14 protein-coding genes, 1 other RNA gene and 1 pseudogene are annotated in these 18,063 nt (G+C 62.8%); 10 read left to right on the top strand and 6 right to left on the bottom strand.

Features of this window, described 5'->3' with window-relative positions; genetic code table 11:
- Positions 1-68 precede the first annotated feature (68 nt).
- The gene (gene gyrA / locus F759_RS0136040; protein ID WP_084534471.1) at positions 69-2,705 is read right to left on the bottom strand and encodes a DNA gyrase subunit A; all 2,637 of its coding nucleotides are present in this window, start codon (positions 2,703-2,705) and stop codon (positions 69-71) included.
- A gap of 486 nt (positions 2,706-3,191) precedes the next feature.
- On the opposite strand from gyrA, the gene ompA reads away from it, so the two are divergent.
- The 6 genes and pseudogenes from ompA to F759_RS0136015 all read left to right on the top strand — a co-directional run bounded on the left by ompA (position 3,192) and on the right by F759_RS0136015 (position 7,440).
- The gene (gene ompA, locus F759_RS0136035; RefSeq protein ID WP_013340148.1) at positions 3,192-3,839 is read left to right on the top strand and encodes an outer membrane protein OmpA; all 648 of its coding nucleotides are present in this window, start codon (positions 3,192-3,194) and stop codon (positions 3,837-3,839) included.
- 203 nt (positions 3,840-4,042) lie between these two features.
- The gene (ubiG, locus tag F759_RS0136030; protein WP_027803996.1) at positions 4,043-4,741 is read left to right on the top strand and encodes a bifunctional 2-polyprenyl-6-hydroxyphenol methylase/3-demethylubiquinol 3-O-methyltransferase UbiG; all 699 of its coding nucleotides are present in this window, start codon (positions 4,043-4,045) and stop codon (positions 4,739-4,741) included.
- Positions 4,742-4,769: 28 nt separating this feature from the next.
- A complete protein-coding gene (gene gph / locus F759_RS0136025) occupies positions 4,770-5,483 on the top strand; it encodes a phosphoglycolate phosphatase (RefSeq protein WP_027803995.1) in 714 nt (237 codons plus the stop codon).
- A 127-nt stretch (positions 5,484-5,610) separates the two neighbouring features.
- Positions 5,611-5,980, top strand: a transfer-messenger RNA (tmRNA) gene (gene ssrA / locus F759_RS40500).
- Between the two features lie 191 nt (positions 5,981-6,171).
- Positions 6,172-6,954 (top strand): annotated as a pseudogene (locus F759_RS39985) (substrate-binding domain-containing protein).
- A 126-nt stretch (positions 6,955-7,080) separates the two neighbouring features.
- Positions 7,081-7,440, top strand: a complete 360-nt coding sequence (locus F759_RS0136015; protein ID WP_027803994.1) for a COG4315 family predicted lipoprotein — start codon at positions 7,081-7,083, stop codon at positions 7,438-7,440.
- 80 nt (positions 7,441-7,520) lie between these two features.
- Here F759_RS0136015 and F759_RS0136010 read toward each other — a convergent pair whose 3' ends face one another.
- Positions 7,521-7,787, bottom strand: a complete 267-nt coding sequence (locus F759_RS0136010) for a hypothetical protein (RefSeq protein WP_027803993.1) — start codon at positions 7,785-7,787, stop codon at positions 7,521-7,523.
- A 109-nt stretch (positions 7,788-7,896) separates the two neighbouring features.
- On the bottom strand, positions 7,897-8,976 hold the full coding sequence (locus F759_RS0136005) for a substrate-binding domain-containing protein (RefSeq protein ID WP_027803992.1): 1,080 nt from the start codon (positions 8,974-8,976) through the stop codon (positions 7,897-7,899).
- Positions 8,977-9,110: 134 nt separating this feature from the next.
- Here F759_RS0136005 and F759_RS0136000 point away from each other — a divergent pair, with 134 nt between their 5' ends.
- From F759_RS0136000 to F759_RS0135985, 4 genes are read left to right on the top strand one after another with little or no spacing between them, the layout of a single operon-like run.
- Positions 9,111-9,596 (top strand): NAD(P)H-dependent oxidoreductase subunit E, encoded by a 486-nt coding sequence (locus F759_RS0136000; protein ID WP_027803991.1) that lies wholly within the window; start codon positions 9,111-9,113, stop codon positions 9,594-9,596.
- Positions 9,593-11,158 carry a formate dehydrogenase beta subunit gene (locus F759_RS0135995; protein ID WP_027803990.1) on the top strand — a complete coding sequence of 522 codons (1,566 nt, stop codon included), beginning with the start codon at positions 9,593-9,595 and terminating at the stop codon, positions 11,156-11,158. Before F759_RS0136000 ends, F759_RS0135995 begins: the two co-directional genes overlap by 4 nt.
- A 15-nt stretch (positions 11,159-11,173) precedes the next feature.
- Positions 11,174-14,125 (top strand): formate dehydrogenase subunit alpha, encoded by a 2,952-nt coding sequence (gene fdhF / locus F759_RS0135990; RefSeq protein WP_027803989.1) that lies wholly within the window; start codon positions 11,174-11,176, stop codon positions 14,123-14,125.
- 8 nt (positions 14,126-14,133) lie between these two features.
- A complete protein-coding gene (locus F759_RS0135985; RefSeq protein WP_027803988.1) occupies positions 14,134-14,385 on the top strand; it encodes a formate dehydrogenase subunit delta in 252 nt (83 codons plus the stop codon).
- A gap of 189 nt (positions 14,386-14,574) precedes the next feature.
- Here F759_RS0135985 and F759_RS0135980 read toward each other — a convergent pair whose 3' ends face one another.
- From F759_RS0135980 to F759_RS0135970, 3 genes are all read right to left on the bottom strand, one after another.
- Positions 14,575-16,299 (bottom strand): FAD-dependent monooxygenase, encoded by a 1,725-nt coding sequence (locus tag F759_RS0135980; protein WP_027803987.1) that lies wholly within the window; start codon positions 16,297-16,299, stop codon positions 14,575-14,577.
- 172 nt (positions 16,300-16,471) lie between these two features.
- Entirely contained in the window at positions 16,472-17,650 is a 1,179-nt protein-coding gene (locus tag F759_RS0135975) for a cation diffusion facilitator family transporter (RefSeq protein WP_027803986.1), read from the bottom strand.
- Entirely contained in the window at positions 17,647-18,006 is a 360-nt protein-coding gene (locus F759_RS0135970; RefSeq protein WP_051377605.1) for an ArsR/SmtB family transcription factor, read from the bottom strand. Before F759_RS0135970 ends, F759_RS0135975 begins: the two co-directional genes overlap by 4 nt.
- Between the last annotated feature and the right edge of the window lie 57 nt (positions 18,007-18,063).

Raw genomic sequence — 18,063 nt, 5'->3', positions numbered from 1 at the left:
GGCCCGACACACCATTATTTTCTGCGCGGCTTTCAACCGGTTACCGAACGTGGAAGCCGCAATGCGGGTCAGGCCGCACCACCGTCTTCGCCGCCGTTGCTACTGTCAGCAGGGCCTTCGGCGTCACCTTCCACATCGCCGTCCGCTTCCGCCTCGGCAACCTGTTGCAGACCTGAAAGCTTGGTCCCTTCGTCAAGGCTGATGAGTGTAACACCTTGAGTTGCACGGCCCATTTCTCGAATTTCCGACACGCGCGTGCGAATCAGAACACCCGTATTGGTGATCAGCATGATCTGCGCTTCCGGATCGACGAGCGTGGCGGCGACGACCTTGCCGTTACGCTCCGACGTCTGGATCGCGATCATGCCCTTCGTGCCGCGGCCGTGACGCGTGTACTCGGTAATCGGCGTGCGTTTGCCGAAGCCGTTTTCGGTGGCGGTGAGCACTGACTGCTGCTCGTCGCCCGCCACCAGCAACGCGATCACGTTCTGGCCGTCTTCGAGCTGCATGCCGCGCACGCCGCGCGCCTCACGGCCCATCGGACGCACGTCATTCTCGTCGAAGCGAACCGCCTTGCCCGAATCCGAGAACAGCATCACGTCGTGCTGACCGTCTGTGATGGCGGCGCCGATCAGGTAATCGCCGTCATCCAGGCCGACTGCAATAATACCCTTGCGCAAAGGCCGGCTGAAGGCTTCGAGCGGCGTCTTCTTTACCGTTCCTAATGCGGTTGCCATGAACACGAACTTGTCTGCGGAAAATTCCTTGACCGGCAGCACAACCGTGATCTTCTCTCCGTCCAGCAGTGGGAACATGTTGACGATCGGACGGCCGCGCGAGTTCCGCGAGCCCTGCGGCACTTCGTAGACCTTGACCCAATACACGCGGCCGCGGTTGGAGAAGCACAGAATATGGTCGTGCGTGTTCGCAATGAAGAGCGTATCGATCCAGTCGTCTTCCTTCATGGAAGTCGCCTGTTTGCCGCGACCGCCGCGCTTCTGGGCGCGATATTCGGACAACGGCTGCGATTTCACGTAGCCCGCGTGCGACATGGTCACCACCATCTCTTGCGGAGTGATCAGGTCTTCGGTGTTCAGTTCGGTGGCGTTCAGCTCGATCTTCGAGCGGCGCGCGTCGCCGAACTCCGACTTGATCGACGTGAGTTCGTCGACGATGATCGCCGTGATGCGCTCCGGGCGAGCCAGAATGTCCAGCAGGTCGGCGATCTGCGCCATGACGTCGCGATACTCGCCAATGATCTTGTCTTGCTCGAGGCCAGTCAGGCGTTGCAGACGCATCTGCAGAATTTCCTGAGCCTGGGTGTCGGACAAGCGGTAGAGCCCGTCGGACTGCATACCGAAGGACGGGTTCAATCCGTCAGGACGATAGGCTTCGCGACCACCCGCCGACGCGTTTTCCGTCTCGGCGCGCGACAACATTTCGCGCACGAGCGACGAATCCCACGGACGCGCCATCAATTCCTGCTTGGCGATCGGCGGAGTCGGCGCTGCTTTGATGATGGCGATGAACTCGTCGATGTTGGCGAGCGCAACCGCCAGACCTTCGAGCACATGCCCGCGTTCGCGGGCCTTGCGCAGTTCGTATACAGTGCGCCGCGTCAGCACTTCCCGGCGATGCGACAGGAAGCACGACAGCATCTCCTTCAGGTTCAACAGCTTCGGCTGGCCGTCGACCAGCGCGACCATGTTCATGCCGAAGGTGTCCTGAAGCTGGGTCGCCTTATACAGATTGTTGAGGACGACTTCCGGCACTTCGCCGCGCTTCAGCTCGATCACGACACGCATGCCGCTCTTGTCGGACTCGTCGCGAATGTCGGAAATGCCTTCGAGCTTCTTCTCGTTGACCAGTTCAGCAATACGCTCGAGAAGCGAGCGCTTGTTCACCTGATAGGGCAATTCGTCGACGATGATCGACATGCGCTGGCCGCGGTCGATTTCCTCGAAGTGCGTGAGCGCGCGCATCACCACGCGGCCGCGGCCGGTGCGATAACCATCGCGCACGCCGGCCACGCCGTAGATGATGCCGGCCGTCGGGAAATCCGGCGCCGGAACGATTTCGATCAACTCGTCGATCGTGGCTTCCGGGTTCTTGAGCAGGTGCTGGCACGCGTCGACAACCTCGTTCAGGTTGTGCGGCGGGATGTTCGTCGCCATGCCGACCGCGATACCGGACGAGCCATTGATCAACAGGTTGGGAATGCGCGCCGGCAGGATAGCCGGCTCGTTTTCGCTGCCGTCGTAGTTCGGCGTGAAGTCGACGGTTTCCTTGTCGATGTCGGCAAGCAGTTCATGGCCGATCTTCGCCATGCGGATTTCGGTGTATCGCATGGCCGCGGCATTGTCGCCGTCGACCGAACCGAAATTGCCCTGGCCGTCCACCAGCATGTAGCGCAGCGAGAAATCCTGCGCCATGCGGACGATGGTGTCGTAAACAGCCGTGTCGCCGTGCGGGTGGTACTTACCGATGACGTCGCCGACGATACGCGCCGACTTCTTGTATGCGCGGTTCCAGTCGTTGTTCAACTCGTGCATCGCGTACAGCACGCGCCGGTGCACCGGCTTCAGGCCATCGCGGACATCGGGAAGCGCACGCCCTACGATCACGCTCATCGCGTAATCGAGATACGAACGGCGCATTTCCTCCTCTAGGGAGATTGGCAAAGTCTCTTTGGCGAATTGATCCATTATCCGTATCTTTTACGTGCGAAGACGGCCGGAAAACGGCGCCTTCGCGTAAGCATTGCAGACGCAACGCATCACGCGATTCTAACATGCCGCGAAACCGGCCCGACCGGGCTGCGTATACCTATTAGCGGTGACTTGAGAGCGGCGCCGCAGCGCCCCGTGAATGCCCCAGACGCGGGCTCGCCAGGCTCGATTCATGCGTGGGGCAATCCGCCGCTCAGCCATGACTGGCGGGACGCTCCGGGCGATCGCTTCTGTTGCGCATGCACCACAATTAGAAGGCGATTTGATCGGGGGCGGATTTTTTTATCGTCGGAAGGGAACGATATGGCAAAATGCCAACGCACAAAGAGTCAGACACTGCTCGAAGTCTACACACAACGTTTTTTGTTCAGCACCAATGTTATACTTCGAGCAATGTATGACTTGTCTTCGTCAACAGGCTCGCAGTAAACCTGCGGTAATCTCAAATTCGAGAGGAGAAATATGAATAAACTTTCAAAGCTCGCGTTCATTGCAGCTACCGCAGTTATGGCTGCATCCGCAATGGCACAGTCGGTGCCGGCGTCGCGACAAGCTACCAATGACAACTGGGTGAATGGTACTGGCGAATACGTGTGGATGAACGGCACGAACGAGCTTTGCTGGCGCGATGCATTCTGGACGCCGGCAACGGCCAACGCCAAGTGCGACGGCGCACTGGTCGCCCAGGCTCCGACGCCGCCGGCACCGGTCGCACCGGCACCGGCTATCACCAGCCAGAAGATCACGTACCAGGCTGACGCACTGTTCGACTTCGACAAGGCTATCCTGAAGCCGGCTGGCAAGGAAAAGCTGGACGATCTGGCATCGAAGATCCAAGGCTTGAACCTCGAAGTCGTCGTGGCAACGGGTTACACGGACCGCATCGGTTCGGACAAGTACAACGACCGTCTGTCGCTGCGTCGCGCTCAAGCTGTGAAGGCATACCTCGTCAGCAAGGGCATCGAATCCAACCGTATCTACACGGAAGGCAAGGGCAAGCGGAACCCGGTCACGACCGGCTGCAACCAGAAGAACCGCAAGCAACTCATCGCCTGCCTCGCACCGGATCGTCGCGTGGAAGTCGAAGTTGTCGGTACTTCGAAGCAGTAAGCTACAGAACTACCGCGGTATCAAAGCCCCGCTTCGGCGGGGCTTTTTTATGCGCGGACCAGCCGCATGCCGGTCGCAGCCACGCGAGCGCCGTCAAACCGCTTGCGGGAGCAGGCGGCATTTTGCCGGTCCGGCCGCTCGCCTATATACTCCGGGTTTATCCTCGAGCGCCCGCTCACCGCTCTCATCGAGGCAGCTTCGCAATGACCAACGCCGATCCCCACGAACTGCAGAAATTCAGCGACCTTGCGCATCGTTGGTGGGACCCGAACGCCGAGTTCAAACCGCTGCACGAACTCAATCCCGTCCGCCTGAACTGGATAGACGCCCACGCACATCTAGCCAGCAAGCAGGTGCTGGATATCGGCTGCGGCGGCGGCATTCTGTCTGAGTCAATGGCAGGCCTGGGTGCGCACGTCAAGGGCATCGACCTGTCGAGCGAAGCGCTCGGCGTCGCCGATCTTCACAGCCTTGAAAGCGGTGTAACCGTTAATTACGAAGAAATCGCCGCCGAGGCCCTTGCCGCTCGTGAACCGGGCGCATACGACGTCGTTACCTGCATGGAAATGCTGGAACACGTACCGCAGCCCGCGGCGATCGTCGAGGCGTGCAAGACCTTGGTCAAGCCTGGCGGCTGGGTGTTCTTTTCCACGCTCAACCGCAATGTGAAGTCGTACCTGTTCGCTGTGATCGGCGCGGAATACATTGCGCGGATGCTGCCCAAGGGCACGCACGACTACGCGCGTTTCATCCGTCCGTCGGAACTTGCGGGCTTCGTACGGGCCGCCGGCCTACGCACGGCGGACATCAAGGGTATTGTCTATAACCCGCTCAGCAAGCATTTCGCGCTTTCCGCCGACACGAGTGTGAATTACATGCTCGCGTGCCGCCGCGACGCCTGAACCGCCCGAACGCCGACAAAATGAATCAATGAGCGATCCTACGCCCCTGCCCCAACGCGAAGACAGAGAAGATGCACTCGGTCTTTGCCAAGCCGTGCTGTTCGACTTGGACGGCACGCTGGCCGACACGGCGCCCGACCTTGCCGCCGCGGTCAACAAGATGCGTCACGATCGGGGACTGGACATGGTCCCGCTCGAAAAACTGCGGCCGCTCGCGTCGGCTGGCGCGCGGGGACTGATCTGCGGAGCGTTCGGCATCGGTCCGGACGACCACCAATTCGCGTCGATGCGCGAGGAGTTCCTCGCCAACTACGAAGCTGATCTTTGCATCGAGACCACGCTGTTTCCCGGCATCCCCGAATTGCTGGATGAGCTCGACGCGCGCGGCGTGCGCTGGGGCATCGTCACGAACAAGGTCGCGCGGCTCACCGAACCGCTGGTCGCGCAGCTAGGCCTCGAAGACCGGGCGGGCTGCGTGGTCAGCGGCGATACGACTCCTCATTCGAAGCCGCACCCGGCGCCCTTGCTGCACGCGGCGCGCGAACTCGACGTGACGCCGGAACGCATCGTTTATGTGGGCGACGATTTGCGCGACGTACAAGCGGGATTCGCTGCTGGCATGAAAACGGTGGCTGCGGCGTACGGCTATTGCGGCGACGATATTCCCCCCACGCAATGGCATGCGCAGCACGTGGTCGAATCGCCGGCGCAACTGCAGAAGCTGCTGCGCGACATCGGTTAATTCTGTCAGAAAGATAGCGCGCCGTAACGGGCGGCTCATCTGGGCCAGGAAACTGGAAGCGGCTGAGACACGGCCGTCAATCTATTGTAAAATCTACGCTGGCTCGACGTTCCGAGCAACGAACCGTGGGGGCGACCTGGTTTCGACAGGGGTTGCGAAGCGGCTAGGGCATGTCGAGGACCCGTCACCTCGTTAATCAATGGGAAAAACGTAACTGCAAACGACGATACGTTCGCACTGGCAGCCTAAGGGCCGCCGTCCTCTGCCTAGTTCACTGACGGGCTAGTGTCGCAAGACCGGTAGCAATACCGACAGAGGTCATATACGTCAGTTAAGCCTAGACGGAGTCACGACGTCCGGGTCGAAAACCTAGTGAATCGCCGTAGTGCAGCGTGTTCGTCCGCGTCACTACGGTTAAATTAAAAGACAGAACTAAACATGTAGAACTGGTCGTAGAGTGCTTCTGGACGCGGGTTCGATTCCCGCCGCCTCCACCACATACCATCCGAAGCTGCACGCTGTAGCCTCGCTAAAACCCGCAAGCGGCCTTGCTGCATGCGGGTTTTTTATTGCCGCTCGCTGCATGCTTCGCGCCTCTCCCCAGAACGGGGTATCTACGTGGTTCACAAACCGCGGCAACTATTTCAACATGACCGCACCCCGTCAACCGCGTCGCCGCAAATAGCCAATGACCCGATCCTCCTCCGCCCGGTTCACTGCCACCGCCCTCGTGTCCGTCTGCGCGCTAGCGGCAACCGCTGCGCAGGCATCTGCATGTGATGAACTCCGGCGGCTTCACCGCCGCGTACAAGCTGCTTGCGCCGAAGTACGAAGCGCAGTCGGGCAACAAGCTCGCGATCGCATACGGTCCATCGATGGGGGTCTCGCCGGAATCCATCCCTAACCGGCTCAGTCGCAATGAACCCGCCGACGTCGTCATCATGGTCGGCTATGCACTCGACAAGCTGATCGCCGAAGGCAAGGTTCTACCGGACTCACGGGTCGAACTTGCGGATTCGCGCATCGGCATGGCCGTGCGCGCGGGGCAGCCGAAGCCGGACATAAGCAGCGTCGAATCGTTCAGAACGACGCTGCTGCGCGCGAAATCGGTCGCGTACTCCGACAGCGCAAGCGGTGTGTACATCCAGAACGAGTTGTTCAAGCGCATGGGCATCGAGCCGCAAATGAAGCCGAAAACCGCGATGATCGAGAAGACCCCGGTCGGCTCAGTCGTGGCCAAAGGCGACTATCAACTGGGCTTTCAACAGGTGAGCGAGTTGCTGCCATTCCGGGCATTGAATTTGTCGGCAAGATTCCCGAGTCACTGCAATCGGTGACTCGTTACGCCGCTGGCATTCCGGCCACTTCGCAGCATCAACCGGAAGCGCGGCAATTGCTGCAGTACATCGCGTCGCCGCAAGCAGCAGACGACATCGCCCGGACCGGCCTCGATCCGCTCGGCCGCAAGTAAGCGCAAACACGAAAACATCGTGCGAGTAACAAGATGGAATAAACCCGCCGGCTCGTTCGTTGATGCCTGACGCGTGCACGCATGTGCGTCGCACGTCGATTCACACGAAAAACAGGAGCCAACATCATGCGCAAGACCCTCTTCTGCCTCGCCCTGCTCGTAGTGCAACAGACTGCGTTTGCCGAACCGCCGAAAGTCGTCGACGGCCGCTTCGTTACGGCGGACGGCATGACTCTCTACACCTTCGACAAGGACACGACACCGGGCACAAGCGCCTGCACGGGCGGTTGCACGAGCTATTGGCCGGCTGCCGTCGCGAGCCCCTCAGATAAACCGTCCGGCGACTGGACACTGATCCCGTCGGCGGACGGCAAGCAGCAATGGGCGTACAAAGGTCATCCGCTCTATCGCTACTCGGCGGACAAGCAGGCGGGAGACACGAAAGGAGACGGCTTCAAGGACGTGTGGCACGCGGCAAAGCCCTGAACGGCGCGCAACAGGCAGACCAGCAAAAAAAACGCCGGCGAAGCGCCGGCGTCTCAATCAAAAACTTACGAGGCAGCAGCCTACTGGTCCTTCGGACATTGCAGGTTGCAGCCATTCGGATCGCCCAGGTCACCGCGTTTGCGCATGGCCGATTTTTTGCCGGACTGATACTTGTCCGACGGCGCGGACGCGGCGAACGGCATCTGCGGATGTTCGGCAAGACGAAACTGCTCCTGGAGAATACCGCCCGGCACGCCCGGCGAATTCTGCGCGAAAGCGACCGGGGCGGTCACGAGGAGCAAGCCTGCCGACGCTGCAGCGGCACATGCATGTAGAAGAACTTTCATATCGATTCGGGCGCGGCCTGGCGCGCGGTTGGGCAAAAGCGGAAGCTTAGAGAGTATCCGAAACGAACGCCATACGCAGCGGCGCAGGCCGCACTACGTTTACAGCTGCTTACGCGCCCGTTCGGCTCAACCCTGACTCGAGGTCCACGAGCTTGCCGCACTCGCCTGGATCATAACCTTGCAATTGATCGACGCTCTCGTGAAACGCGCTGCCGCGCAGCAATTCGATCACCGCCGACAGCGGCGCACGCTCGAGCCGCGCGCGGTCGCACGCGAAGTAATAGTCTTCGTCGACGACCGGAATGAAGTCGAGCCCGAAATGATGCGCCGCGGGTTCCACGCCGAAGCCCACGTCCGCCATACCGCTCGCGACGAACGCCGCAATCGCCGAATGCGTCAACTCGGCCGACGCATAGCCGTTCACGCAGTCGGGGTCGATGCCGAGCTTCGTAAGCGCCAAGTCCAGCAGCATGCGGGTGCCGGAGCCATGCTGGCGATTGACGAAGCGGATGTCGTCGCGCGCGAGATCGCTCAAGCCGCCGATGCTCTTCGGATTGCCCTTGCCGAGAAAAAGCCCCTGCTTGCGCCGCGTCAGATGCACAAGCACATGGCGTTGCGGATCGAGCCAGCGCCGGTATGTATCGGCGCAGGCCTCGCGAAACTCGCCGAGCGGCAAATGAAAGCCGGCTAGCTCGCACTCACCCCGCGCAAGCGCACTCACGGCGTCCGCACCGTCACGGTATTTGATGTCGACCGGCAACTCCTTCGCGACCAGCGCGGTCACGAGCGCCGCCACCGCATAACCATGCGATGCGTGAATGCGCACCTGATCGACGGGCGGCGCGAGCCAGCGGTTCAGGTCGCTCGCCACCTCGCTTGCGAGCGCCTGCATGTTGCCGTCGAGCCGCTCGCCACATAAACGCTGTGCGCGCAGCACCGCCTGCCCGAGTTCCGAGAGCACCGAACCGCGGCCGCGCTCCTTCGCAATCAGCGGACCGCCCAGGCGCTCCTCGATTCCACGCAACAAACCCCATGCATGACGGTAGGACAAACCCTTAAGCGTTGCCGCCTGCGCAATGCTGCCCGACTCGTTCACAAGAGCGAGCAACGGCACGACGTCCGACAGGCTTGCCTCCCGGCCGTCCGGACCCTTCAACACCAGTTGCGCATGGCACTCGATTCTGATCATATATGTACAAGTCTTTCCTATTGCATCGGCCGTTTCGCCCGCCTATCGTTCGGCTATCCCATATCGAATAAACGAAGCATAAGTGCACACATTATGAATAACAAGTGCATATATGACTTTGGAGGAGCCCCCACTTGGACGATCTCATCGCCTTCGCGCCGGATCAACTCGTAGAGCGTCACGCGCAGCCCGGCATGTCGCTGCTAGCGGTTCTGCACGCGATTCAGGACGAACTTGGCTACGTGCCGCCCGCTGCTGTCGCGCCGCTGGCTCGCGTGATGAACCTGTCGCGTGCGGAAGTGCACGGCGTCATCACCTACTACCATCATTTCCGCACGCAGCCGGCCGCGCCCGTCACAGTGCAACTGTGCCGCGCGGAAGCCTGTCGCAGCATGGGCACCGAGGCGCTTGCACAGCACATCGAGTCGCACACGGGTTGCCGCTTCGACGCCGCGCATGAACCCGGCGACGCGGTGGAACTGGAGTCGGTCTATTGCCTCGGTCAATGCGCGCTGTCGCCGGCGATGATGGTGAACGGCACGCTGCACGCCAAGGTCACGCCGCAAAAATTCGACGCGATTTTCGCGGCCGCCAACAAATGCGTGGAGGTGACGGCATGACCCGCATCTATGTTCCTCGCGATTCATCGGCGCTTGCGCTAGGCGCGGATGCGCTGACCGACGCGATCAAAGCGGAAGCGGCACGCCGCGGCATCGCAATCGAGCTCGTCCGCAACGGTTCGCGCGGCTTGCTCTGGCTTGAACCGCTCGTCGAAGTGCAAACGGCCGAAGGCCGCGTCGGCTACGCGAACGTTGAGGTAAGCGATGTCGCCGCCCTGTTCGACGCGGGCTTCATCGAAGGTGGCGAGCATGCTCGGCGCGTTGGCGTGGTCGACGAGATTCCGTATCTGAAGAAGCAGCAGCGCCTGACGTTCGCGCGCATCGGCATCACCGATCCGCTTTCCACTGACGACTACGTCGCGCACGGCGGCCTCGAAGGTCTGCGCCAGGCTTTGCAAACCGACGGCGACGCCGCCTGCGAAGCGCTGATCGAATCGGGCCTGCGCGGACGCGGCGGCGCCGCGTTCCCCGCCGGCATCAAATGGCGCACGGTGCGCGCCGCGAAGGCCGCGCAAAAATACATCGTCTGCAATGCAGACGAAGGCGACTCGGGCACATTCTCCGATCGCCTCGTGATGGAAAGCGACCCGTACGTGCTGATCGAAGGGATGATCATCGCGGGCGTCGTGACCGGCGCGACGGCCGGCTACATCTACGTGCGCAGCGAGTATCCGCATTCCATCGCGACGCTCGAAGCGGCAATCGCGAAGGCGCGCGCCGCCGGCTGGCTCGGCGACAGCGTGCTCGGCTCGGCGCATCGCTTCGAGCTGTTCGTCGCAAAGGGCGCCGGCTCGTATGTGTGCGGTGAGGAAACCGCGCTGCTCGAATCGCTCGAAGGCAAGCGTGGCATCGTCCGTGCGAAGCCGCCGGTCCCGGCACTGGTCGGTCTCTACGGCCAGCCGACGGTGATCAACAACGTCATCACGCTCGCCACCGTGCCGATCATCTTCGCGCGCGGTGCGGCGTTCTATAAAGACTTCGGCATGGGCCGTTCGCGCGGCACCCTGCCGTTCCAGTTGGCAGGCAACGTCAAGCAAGGCGGTCTCGTCGAGCTTGCGTTCGGCGTGACTCTGCGTGAACTGATTTACGACTACGGCGGCGGCACCGCAAGCGGCCGGCCGGCGCGCGCAGTGCAAGTGGGTGGTCCGCTTGGCACCTATCTGCCGGAAAGCCAGTGGGACATCCCGATGGACTATGAAGCGTATGCGGCGGTCGGCGCGGTGGTCGGTCACGGCGGTCTCGTCGTGCACGACGACACGTCGAATCTGGCCGAGCTAGCGCAATATGCGATGCACTTCTGCGCGATCGAATCGTGCGGCAAGTGCACACCGTGCCGCATCGGCTCGACGCGCGGCGTCGAAGTGATCGCCAGAATTCGCAACGGCGATACCTCCACGCGGCAAGTGCAGTTGCTGCGCGATCTTTGCGACACGATGGTGTCCGGTTCACTGTGCGCGATGGGCGGCATGACGCCGTACCCCGTGCTGTCCGCACTCGACCATTTCCCTGAAGACTTCGGCCTCGCCGACGCTTCCGCCGACGCACCGAAAGCCGCGGCCTGAACGAGGAGCCCAACCATGTCAGACATGCTCAATACTCCTGCCGGCGGCTGCGGCTCCGGCAACTGCGCGTGCAAATCGCAAGCGCAAGCGCAATCGCGCGCGCCCCGTTCGTACTTCGACGACACCGATTACGGCACGCCAGAGCGCCACGCCGATGTCGACGTGACGCTGGAAATCGACGGCCAGGCCATCACCGTGCCGGCCGGCACTTCGGTGATGCGCGCCGCGATTGAAGCAGGCGTGAACGTGCCGAAGCTCTGCGCAACCGATTCGCTCGAACCGTTCGGCTCATGCCGCCTGTGTCTCGTCGAGATCGAAGGCAAGCGCGGTTATCCGGCCTCGTGCACGACGCCGGTCGAAGCCGGCATGAAGGTGCGCACGCAAAGCGATCGTTTGCAATCGCTGCGCCGCAACGTGATGGAGCTGTACATCTCCGATCACCCGCTCGATTGCCTGACCTGTCCCGCGAACGGCGACTGCGAGTTGCAGGACATGGCGGGCGTCACCGGACTGCGCGAAGTGCGCTACGGTTTCGACGGCGCCAATCACCTGCAAGACAAGAAGGACGAATCGAATCCGTACTTCACGTACGATCCGGCGAAATGCATCGTGTGCAATCGCTGCGTGCGCGCATGCGAAGAAACCCAGGGTACGTTCGCGCTGACCATCGCGGGGCGCGGTTTCGAATCGCGCGTGGCGGCCAGCGAAAACCAGCCGTTCATGGAATCTGAGTGCGTGTCGTGCGGCGCGTGCGTCTCCGCGTGCCCGACCGCCACGCTCCAGGAAAAGACCGTGGTCATGCTCGGTCAGGCGGAACATTCGGTCGTCACCACCTGTGCGTATTGTGGCGTCGGCTGCTCGTTCAAGGCTGAGATGAAGGGCAACGAGGTCGTGCGCATGGTGCCGTTCAAGAACGGTCAGGCCAACGAAGGCCACGCATGCGTGAAGGGCCGCTTCGCATGGGGCTACGCCACGCACAAGGATCGCATCACCAAGCCGATGATCCGCGCGAAGATCACCGATCCGTGGCGCGAAGTAAGCTGGGAAGAAGCGATCAATTACGCCGCCTCGGAATTCCGCCGCATTCAGGCGAAGCATGGGCGCGATTCGATCGGCGGCATTACGTCGTCGCGTTGCACGAACGAAGAAACGTATCTCGTGCAGAAGCTCGTGCGCGCCGCGTTCGGCAACAACAACGTCGACACTTGCGCGCGCGTCTGCCATTCGCCGACCGGCTACGGCCTGAAGACCACCATCGGCGAATCGGCTGGCACGCAGACGTTCGCGTCCGTCGATAAAGCCGACGTGATCATGGTGATCGGCGCCAATCCGACCGACGGCCATCCGGTATTCGGCTCGCGCCTGAAGCGCCGCGTGCGCGAAGGTGCGAAGCTGATCGTCGTCGATCCGCGCCGCATCGACATCGTCGATACGCCGCACGTGAAGGCGTCGCATCATCTGCAATTGCGCCCGGGCACGAACGTGGCGATCGTCAACGCGCTTGCTCATGTGATCGTGACCGAAGGGCTGCTGAACGAAGCGTTCATCGCCGAGCGCTGCGAGGGACGCGCGTTCGAGCAATGGCGCGATTTCGTCGCGCTGCCGGAGAATGCGCCGGAAGCCACTGAAGCCATGACCGGCGTGCCGGCGAAAGACGTGCGCGAAGCCGCGCGCATCTATGCGACGGGCGGCAATGCCGCGATCTACTATGGCCTCGGCGTCACCGAACACGCGCAAGGCTCGACGATGGTGATGGGCATTGCGAACCTCGCGATGGCCACCGGCAACATCGGCCGTGAAGGCGTCGGCGTCAATCCGTTGCGCGGCCAGAACAACGTGCAGGGCTCGTGCGACATGGGCTCGTTCCCGCACGAGTTGCCGGGCTACCGGCACATTAGCGACACCACCGTGCGCTCGCAGTTCGAGGACGCGTGGAACGTCACACTGCAAACCGAGCCGGGCCTGCGCATTCCCAACATGTTCGACGCCGCACTCGACGGCAGCTTCATGGGCCTGTATTGCCAGGGCGAGGACATCGTGCAGTCGGACCCGAACACGCACCATGTGGCCGCTGCTTTGTCGTCGATGGAATGTATCGTCGTACAGGACATTTTCCTGAACGAGACCGCGAAGTACGCGCACGTGCTGCTGCCGGGCTCCACGTTCCTCGAAAAGGACGGCACCTTCACGAACGCGGAGCGGCGCATCTCGCGCGTGCGCAAGGTCATGCCGCCGGTGCCGGGTTACGCCGACTGGGAAGTCACGCTGCTGCTCTCGCGCGCACTCGGCTATGAAATGGACTACGCCCATCCGTCCGAGATCATGGATGAAATCGCGCGTCTCACGCCGACCTTCCACGGTGTGTCGTACAAGAAGATCGACGAGCTCGGCAGCATCCAGTGGCCTTGCAACGAAGAGGCGCCAAACGGCACGCCGACCATGCACATCGACACGTTCGTGCGCGGCAAGGGCAAGTTCGTAATTACGAAGTTCATCGCGTCGCCGGAAAAAGTCACGCGCAAATTTCCGCTGCTGCTCACCACCGGGCGCATCCTGTCGCAGTACAACGTCGGCGCGCAAACGCGCCGCACGGAGAACTCGCGCTGGCACGACGAGGACCGTCTCGAACTGCATCCGCACGACGCGGAAGAACGCGGCATCAAGACGGACGACTGGGTCGGCATCGAATCGCGCGCGGGACAGACCGTGCTGCGTGCGAAGGTCACGGAGCGGATGCAGCCGGGTGTCGTTTATACGACGTTCCACTTCCCCGAATCGGGCGCGAACGTAATCACCACCGATAGCTCGGACTGGGCGACCAACTGTCCGGAATATAAGGTGACCGCGGTGCAGGTGATGCCGGTCGAACAGCCCTCGCAATGGCAGAAGGAGTACTCGCGCTTCAACGCGGAGCAACTCGAACTGCTGAAGCAGCGCGAGCTGGCCAACTCGACCGCGGGCAAGTGAGGCGACACATGGACACGCAGAATCTGATCGACATGGCGAACCGCATCGGCGACTTTTTCGATTCGATGCCGGATCGCGAGGAAGCTGTTACCGGCGTCGCCGATCATATCCGCCGCTTCTGGGAGCCGCGCATGCGGCGTGCATTGCTTGCGTCGCTCGACGCGCCCGACGCGGGCGGCATCGCGATGTCGGATATCGTCAGGGAAGCGCTCGTCAAAAACCGCGAGCGCCTGACGCCGGCTGAGGCTTCTATCGCCTGATTGCTTCGCGCATCGGCAGTGGGTAGCCCTCGGGTTGCCGCCGGCCCTCGGGTTGTCATGACGCGTCATCGCGTCCTGTCATCGCGTCGCGTCTTAATGCGGCGTCTTAATGCGGCGTCTTAGTGTCGTGCGATAGGGCGCGCTTACGGTCGATGACACGGCGCCTCATCTCCCGCCTCGCCTCTCGCGTCACACGGCCGTCTGCTCCGGTATCTGTCCGCCAACGGTGAACCACGCTTCGCAGTGCCGCAAGAGTGCGTTCAGGTCCGAGCCGGTGCGCCCGCGGGCGCTGATGTAGCCATCGGGCCGCAGCAGATAGAACGATGGCCGCGTTCGTCCGTACGATTCGGCCAGCGACGGACCGCCGTCGCCGCTCGTATCCGTCACGCGCCAGATACGCACCGCGCCTGGCAACAATCTCTCCATGTCGGCAACGAGACTCTCGAATTCGGCGTCCGGTGGCGGCTCGTGCTTTGCATCGGGATCGAGCGGTTCTCCATCGACGGGCAATGGCGGCACCAGCAGAAACAGCGAGAAGAACGCGGGGTCGTGCAGATCGAAGATGCAGCCGATGCCGGGCGCGCGTCCGAGCGGACCGTCGACCACGTGCACCACCGCATCCGGCGCGCGTTCGCCCGCACGCGGGCCGCCGTCCAGCACGCGTTCGAGCGTGAGCGGACTGCGCCGGTACTGGACCGACAACTCGCTGATGGTGAGCCGTGCGGCGTCGCGCAGTGGACCGAGCGCGGCAAGAACTGGCATCAGGCGCTCGCGCAGCAGTTTGAGCGGTCCGTGATCCGCCTCGGCCATCTGCGTGATGAAGCCGGTCTGCCGCAGCACGTCGCGCTCGATCGGATGCCGCTCAAGATGGTAGGTGTCGAGCAGGCGATCCGGCGCCGCGCCGTTCAACACCCGCGCGAGCTTCCAGCCCAGATTGAACGCCTCCTGGATGCCTGTGTTCATCCCTTGGGCGCCGGCTGGGCTGTGCACATGTGCGGCGTCGCCGGCAAGGAACACGCGCCCCACGCGCAGCCGCTCGACCATCCGGCTGTTCAGGTGGAAATACGAGGACCACGCGAGCTCCGACACATCGACGCGTTCATGCACGCGCTTGGCGAGCAGCGCCTTGCATTCCTCGAGCGACGGCGCCGGGACGCGACCGAGCGGCGGTTCCCCGAGCACCACCGGCGACAGCGGCGCCGCTTCAGCTGCCGGCTCGACTGCATGATCCGCGATGAGCCGATGCCGGCGGTGGCCCATTGGAAACAGCGCGACCAGACCTTCGCCGGAAGCGAAGATATGAAACTCGTCCTCGGGCCAATCCGTTTCGGCGTGCAGGTCAGCTAGCAGGAAAGTTTGCTCGAGTGTCTTGCCCGCGAAGCTGAGGCCGAGGCCGTGGCGAATCATGCTGTGCGCGCCGTCCGCGGCGATCATGTACGACGGCCGCAGCGTTTGCGTGTGGCCGTCGGCGCGTCGCAACGTCGCCTGAATGCCGGCCGAGCCTTGCGTAAACATCGTGAGTTCGACGCCGCGCTCGATCGTCACGCCGAGCGTCGCCAGATGCTCGGTCAGCAAACGCTCGGTCACCGACTGATCGAGAAACAGCAGATACGGATAACGAGTGTGCAGCGGATCGAAGTCGAGTTGCGCGAGGCGCATGCCGTTCGAAAAAAGATTGGCGACGCGTGCGCGGTGGCCCAGTTCGAGAAACGGCTCGACCAGCCGATGCTGCTCCAGCAGTTCGAGCGTGCGCGCCTGAATGCCGATCGCCCGCGAATAGGGGTTCGGCTGCATCGCGCGGTCGATGATCCGCACAGGAATGTGAGCGCGCGCGAGACTCATTGCGGCGGCAAGCCCGGTCGGGCCCGCTCCGACGATCAGAACCGGCGACGCATCATTTGCAGCAGCGTCCATGCGAAACTCCGCAGAGCACAGTGCGCTCTAGTGTACGCCCCGAGCCGCCGGCGCTGAACGGCGCGGTGCATCAATTGCGAGGTGTATCGCACACAGAGTCGGGGCTTGCGGGGCAGCGGCACTGCGGCGTCCCGCGGGAACGTTGGTGCGCCTTGGTGTGCCTGCATTCGCCTCAGTGCGCTTCTGACGGATGATCCATCGCGCAACGATGATCGGTCGTGCCGAGGTCGACTTGCAGCGTCGCGTGCTGCATCGAAAAGCGTTCGCGCAATGCGAGCACGATGCCGTCGAGCCGCTCGTCGCCAGGATGCCCTGCCGGCATCACGAGATGCACGCTGAGCGCGTTGCCGGTCGTCGACAGCGCCCACACGTGCAGATCGTGCACGCCCTCGACGCCGGGCTGACCGGCCAGATAGTCGCGGATGCGTTGCAGATCGACGCCTGACGGCACCGCATTCAGCGCGAGGCGCACCGAATCGCGCAACAAACCCCAGGTGCCGTAGACGACGACCGCGACCACGAGCAAGCTCATCAGCGGGTCGAGCCATGTCCAGTTGGTGTAGAGAATCACGAGGCCGCTTATCGCCACGGCGGCGGACACGCCGGCATCGGCTGCCATATGCAGAAAGGCGCCGCGAATATTGAGGTCTTCCTTCTGGCCGCGCATGAAGAGCCACGCGGAAATCCCGTTGACAACCACGCCCACGGTCGCGACGACGAACACCGCAAGCCCCGCGACCGGCGCCGGATCCATCAGGCGGCCGATTGCCTCCGCGACGATCACGCCGCACGCGAACAGCAGCAGCGCCGCATTCGCCAGCGAAGCAAGGATCGACGAGCTGCCGTAGCCGAACGTGTAGCGTGCGGAAGGACGGCGCGTCGTGAGCCAGGCGGCGCCCCACGCGAGCAGCAGACCGAGCACGTCGGAGAGGTTGTGGCCGGCGTCGGCTAGCAGCGCGGTCGAGTGCGCGAGCACGCCGTACAGCGCCTGAATCACGACAATCGCAACGTTCAGCGCGACAGCCAGCGCAAACGCGAAGCCGTGGCCTGCAACGGGCGCGTGGTGATGATGGTGGTGATGGCCCGCGTGGGTGTGGCTGTCGCCGTGGTCGTGGTCGTGACTGTGGTCATGACCGTGCTCATGGCCCTGCTCATAGCTGTGCTCATGGCCGTGGCCCTGGTGCTGGCCGTGGCGGATTTCCACTTCGCTCTCCTGCGCGGGCCGCGCCCCCTCTTCCTTATGAACGCCCGCGCCCGCAAAGCGATTCCGCTCATCCGCGAGATCGTTGCTATCCGACGCATCGAGCCACACCGGCGCGTGTTCGTCTTCCCTTTCTTCGATTTTCTTCATGGCAGATCCAATGCGTCGTCACGGGCGGGCTCGGCCACGTGTTCGAGCATGCCGGCCAGCATCGCGCTGATGTGGCTATCGGCAGCGAGATAGAACACCTGCTTGCCCTGCCGCTGCGCCCGCACGATTCGCGCCGCGCGCAGCAGCCGCAAATGATGGCTCACGAGCGACGGCGACAAATTCAGCTCCCCGGCAATCGCGCCCACCGCACGGCGTCCGTCGACACAAGCGAGCACGATGCGCAAGCGCGTCGGATCGCCTAGCAGGCGGAACAGGTCGGCAAGCGGCGCGACCGTGTCCGTCGAGCGCGGTCCGGAACTCGCCGGCAATGGCGACGAAGCGGTAGCGGGAATCATGGCGGCGATATATATGAACAGGTATTCACATGTTAGGCGAAACCCGCGCGGCGGGTC

The organism is Paraburkholderia dilworthii (genome assembly GCF_000472525.1).
GTDB lineage: Bacteria > Pseudomonadota > Gammaproteobacteria > Burkholderiales > Burkholderiaceae > Paraburkholderia > Paraburkholderia dilworthii.
This window is presented reverse-complemented; position numbering and strand designations above follow the sequence as displayed.